At 40.4% G+C, this 4,530-nt stretch carries 2 protein-coding genes and 1 pseudogene; 2 read left to right on the forward strand and 1 reads right to left on the reverse strand.

Going from position 1 to position 4,530, the window contains the following annotated elements:
- The first annotated feature begins 349 nt into the window (after positions 1–349).
- Both JUI58_RS03150 and JUI58_RS03155 read left to right on the forward strand, forming a co-directional pair.
- The gene (locus JUI58_RS03150) at positions 350–3,361 is read left to right on the forward strand and encodes an ATP-binding protein (RefSeq protein ID WP_204102290.1); all 3,012 of its coding nucleotides are present in this window, start codon (positions 350–352) and stop codon (positions 3,359–3,361) included.
- A 56-nt stretch (positions 3,362–3,417) separates the two neighbouring features.
- A complete protein-coding gene (locus JUI58_RS03155) occupies positions 3,418–4,068 on the forward strand; it encodes a Uma2 family endonuclease (protein WP_204102291.1) in 651 nt (216 codons plus the stop codon).
- Positions 4,069–4,183: 115 nt separating this feature from the next.
- On the opposite strand, the pseudogene JUI58_RS03160 reads toward JUI58_RS03155, so the two are convergent.
- Positions 4,184–4,530: pseudogene (locus JUI58_RS03160) on the reverse strand (Uma2 family endonuclease); the annotation flags it as partial.

Raw genomic sequence — 4,530 nt, forward strand, 5'->3', positions numbered from 1 at the left:
ATAAGACGAGGTGGTAGAACTTCGGTTCTGTCTAGCGCGATCCCCAGTGAAAAGGGAAGCCGCTATCGTAATCTTTGATTCGATAGCGGTAGTTCACTCGTGCTAGAGTTATGCTAACATTCTCTAAAACAATTTCAACATCTGGGTTATCAACTATACTTTATGCAAATAGTTGATATTAGTCTTACTGACAGAAGCTATCATCTACTTTTGTATCAAGCATTACTTTTTTATAACTTAAGTGGTGCGATCGAGAATCTCTTAAGATTTAGTGAAAAAAAATGAGAAACTTTTGTTCATTTTTTTTGTTCATTTCTTTGTGTCCATTTCTTTTACTTTAGATTGAAATATGAGTATAGCCAGTAAGCAAATTGTTAAAGAAAGACGAGAATATAATACTTGGGTTGCCAATGAAACTTTGGAGGATTATTCCCTTCGTTATGCTCCTAAGTCTTTTCGGAAATGGTCTGAGTTTTTAGTTGCCAATACTGCCTTGGGGGGCATTTCTTTTCTAGCATTAGAAGCGATCGGGGCTTCTTTAATGATTAGTTATGGATTTGCCAATGCTTTTTGGGCAATTTTAGTAGTTGGTTTGATTATCTTTTTAGCTGGATTGCCCATCGCTTATTATGCGGCTAAATATAACATTGATATGGACTTGTTGACAAGGGGGGCGGGGTTTGGTTATCTCGGCTCCACAATTACTTCTTTAATTTATGCGTCATTTACCTTTATTTTCTTTGCCATTGAAGCGGCAATTATGGCACAGGCTTTAAAGTTGTATTTTCATCTTCCTTTATCCCTTGGGTATATCTTCTGTTCTGTTATTGTCATTCCTTTGGTTTTTTATGGCGTGACTTTGATCAATCAATTGCAGTTGTGGACGCAACCAATTTGGTTGTTTTTAATGATTTCGCCTTACTGTTTTGTTTTATATAAGGAGCCGGAATCGTTAAATAATTGGCTTAATTTTGTCGGAAATTACTCCGGTAGCGCGGGCTTAAATCCTTTGTTATTTGGTGCAGCAGCAACCGTTTCTTTCGCTTTAATTGCCCAGTTGGGAGAGCAAGTCGATTACCTGCGCTTTTTACCAGAAAAAAAGGCAGAAAATAGTTTTAAATGGTGGTTAGCAGTTTTAGTGGCGGGTCCCGGTTGGATTGTTTTAGGGGTTGCGAAACAGTTAGGAGGATCGTTTTTAGCTTCCTTGGCGATCGCCCACGGAATTAGCGTGACTGATGCCAAAGAACCGATCCAAATGTATTTAGCTGGATTTGCGGATATGTTTGCCGATCCGAGTATTGTTTTAGGGGTGGGAATCTTCTTTGTTATTGTTTCTCAGATTAAAATTAATGTTACTAATGCCTATGCCGGTTCTCTCGCTTGGTCGAATTTTTTCTCTCGCTTGACTCATTCTCATCCTGGGCGAGTTGTTTGGTTAGTTTTTAATATCGCGATCGCGCTTTTATTGATGGAGTTGGGGGTATTTGAAACGCTACAAGCAGTCTTAGGATTGTATTCTAATGTGGCGATCGCTTGGATCGGGGCTTTAGTTGCCGATCTGGTGATTAATAAACCCTTGAAACTCAGTCCCTCTTATATCGAATTTAAACGCGCTTACTTATACAATATCAATCCTGTCGGTTTTGGTTCAATGGCGATCGCCTCAGTAATTTCTATTTTGGCATTTGTGGGAGTCTTTGGTATTTACCCTCAAGCCTATGCACCTTTCCTGGCTTTAGGTATTGCTTTTGTTCTTTCTCCTCTTATTGCTTGGGCAACAAAAGGTAAATATTACATCGCCAGAGAAAACCCTCTTCGTCAAACTGTCAATTTGAGTTCATCTCTGATTAATTGTTCGATCTGCAAACAAGATTACGAACCTGACGATACTGCTCATTGTCCCGTCTATAAGGGTTATATTTGCTCTCTGTGTTGCACTTTAGAAGCGCATTGCCACGATAGCTGTAAAACTTCTGAAGATGATGATGGCTCTTATGGGTTTTATACCCCAGTTTTAGAGTTATTACAAAACAGACTTTCTCCTCAACTCAGCCTGAGAATTATCCGCTTTCTGGGGGCATTTTTGTTATTATCGGGAACAATTGGGGCAGTCTTTGGCTTTGTTTTCTACTTTGGTATCTGGGAATCTTTGCAATTATCTTCTGAGGCGATCGCCATCATTCTCGATCTCTTTTTTGCCCTATATACTCTCATTCTAGTTTTATGCGGCATGGCATCTTGGTGGTTCGTATTGAGTGAAGAAAGTCAGGAATTAACAGAAGAAGAATTAGACAAGCAAAATTTACAACTCCAGGATGAAATACAAGAACGTCAGCGCACTCAAAATGCTCTGCAACAATTAACCCATGAGTTAGAAATGCGTGTGGAACAAAGAACAGCAGAACTTTCTCAAGCCTTACAAATCGTGCAGCAAGCACAAACACAATTGGTACAAACAGAAAAAATGTCCAGTTTGGGTCAATTAGTCGCTGGAGTAGCACATGAAATTAACAATCCCGTCAACTTTATTCATGGCAACATTACTCATGCGGTTAATTATACAGAAGATTTACTCAAACTGATCGAGACTTATGAGGCTGAATTTCCCCAAAAAACTGCAATAATTAAAGACATTGAAGAAGAAATTGATATCGAGTTTCTTGCTGATGATTTACCGAAACTTCTCAACTCCATGCAGGTTGGAACTAATCGCATTCGTCAAATTGTACTTTCCCTGCGGGTGTTTTCCCGTGTAGATGAATCAGATTGCAAAGCAGTGGATATTCACGAAGGAATCGATAGTACGGTGATGATTTTAGGGAATCGTCTCAAAGCAAATTCAGAGTATCCCGAAATTCAAATTATCCGAAATTATGGAACAATACCTCTGATTGAGTGTTACGCAAGTCAATTGAATCAAGTCTTTATGAATATTTTGGCTAATGCAATTGATGCTTTTGAAGAGGGGGATCTCGGACGTTCTTATCAAGATATTGTTAGGGATCCTCATTGTATTACCATTCAAACTCAGATGATGGGAGAAGATTGGCTCTCGATCGCGATCGCCGATAATGGTACGGGGATTCCTGAAGGAATACAATCTAAGTTATTTGATGCCTTTTTTACCACGAAAGGAGTCGGAAAAGGAACGGGTTTGGGACTTTCAATTAGCCATCAAATTGTTACCCTAAAACATGGAGGAAACTTGCGCTGTGTTTCTTCTCTTGACAAAGGAACGACCTTTATTATTGAAATTCCTATTCATCAAAGACAGCGAAAAATAGAAAACTCTCAAACAGTAAAGGAAGTAAAAAGTATGCCCGCAGAACTTGTTAAAACTGGCGGCGATCGCCAGATTTAATCATATTTGGGTACACTTTCATGTTAGAGTGAGAGGAAAGATAAAATGGGCTTCCTATGACTTTTTCTCCGATCGCGATCGCGCCTGTGGTCAAACCCGTTAGCCAAATGCAGCTTGCACCCGGTAGTATAGTCACCATTCCCAATGTGAATTGGCAGGAGTTTGAGGCGATTTTACAGGAATTGGGGGAGAAGCGATCGGCAAGAGTTGCTTATAGTCAAGGGACGTTAGAAATTATGACTCCGCTACCGGAAAATGAGATTCCCAGAGATTTAATTTCCGATATTGTTAAAATTCTCCTCAAACATTCGGGACTTCCCTATCAGCCTTTTGGTTCTACGACATTCAAACGGGAAGGATTTGCGGGAGTAGAGCCAGATGCCTGTTTTTACATTCAAAACTACCAAAAAATGATCGGAGTTCGTCGTTTAAGGAAAGACGATCCCCCTCCCGATCTGGCAGTAGAGATGGATGTTACCTCCAAAACAACTTTGGAGGCTTATGAGGCGATCGCAGTACCGGAACTTTGGATTTACGATCGCGGACAATTAAAAATTTATGTCTGGGAAAACGGAACTTATCGAGAAACAGAGAACAGTCCAATTCTGCCCAATTTTAACCTAACCCGACTTATTCCCGCAACAGTAGAACGCGCTTGGCAGGTGGGAAATTTTCAAGCATTAGAAGAATTAGAAGCAACAATTTAACCTCCTCCAAACTTCCTCGCGATCGCAGCAAAGAAGTAGCCATAGGGTGCGTTGGCGAAAGCAAAACGCACCGCTTTCTCAAAGAGTTTAAAATTCAGGCGATCGCACTCTAAAATTAGGAAAGATTTTCAGGATCGATCCCGAGTTGTATGAGGCGATCGCGTAACTGTTGATTTTTTTTTCGTTCTTCCTCTAAAACCGCTTGAGTTTGCTCTTTTTCTTGTCGTTCGCGATCGGCACGTTGTTTTTCGAGTTCTTTTTCTAATCGTTCGCGATCGCGTTCATGTTCAGCCAAATTTGCCCTTTGTTTTTGGCGATCGCGTTGCTCGACAACCTCAACAAACTCAACAAAACGCTCTCCATCAGGATGAAATAAAACCAAATCTCCCTCACTCGTGCTAAATCTTACCCCCAAAAGTGGACTTCTCCAATTTTCCATCACTGATATCGCCTCCAACTTCT

The sequence above is a fragment of the Spirulina sp. CCY15215 genome, assembly GCF_016888125.1.
Lineage (GTDB): Bacteria > Cyanobacteriota > Cyanobacteriia > Cyanobacteriales > Spirulinaceae > CCY15215.

What these genes read in the sequence shown, in the direction of transcription:
- JUI58_RS03150 (WP_204102290.1), top strand. Translation starts at nt 350, where the DNA reads ATGAGTATAGCCAGTAAGCAAATTGTTAAAGAAAGACGAGAATATAAT.
- JUI58_RS03155 (WP_204102291.1), top strand. Translation starts at nt 3,418, where the DNA reads ATGACTTTTTCTCCGATCGCGATCGCGCCTGTGGTCAAACCCGTTAGC.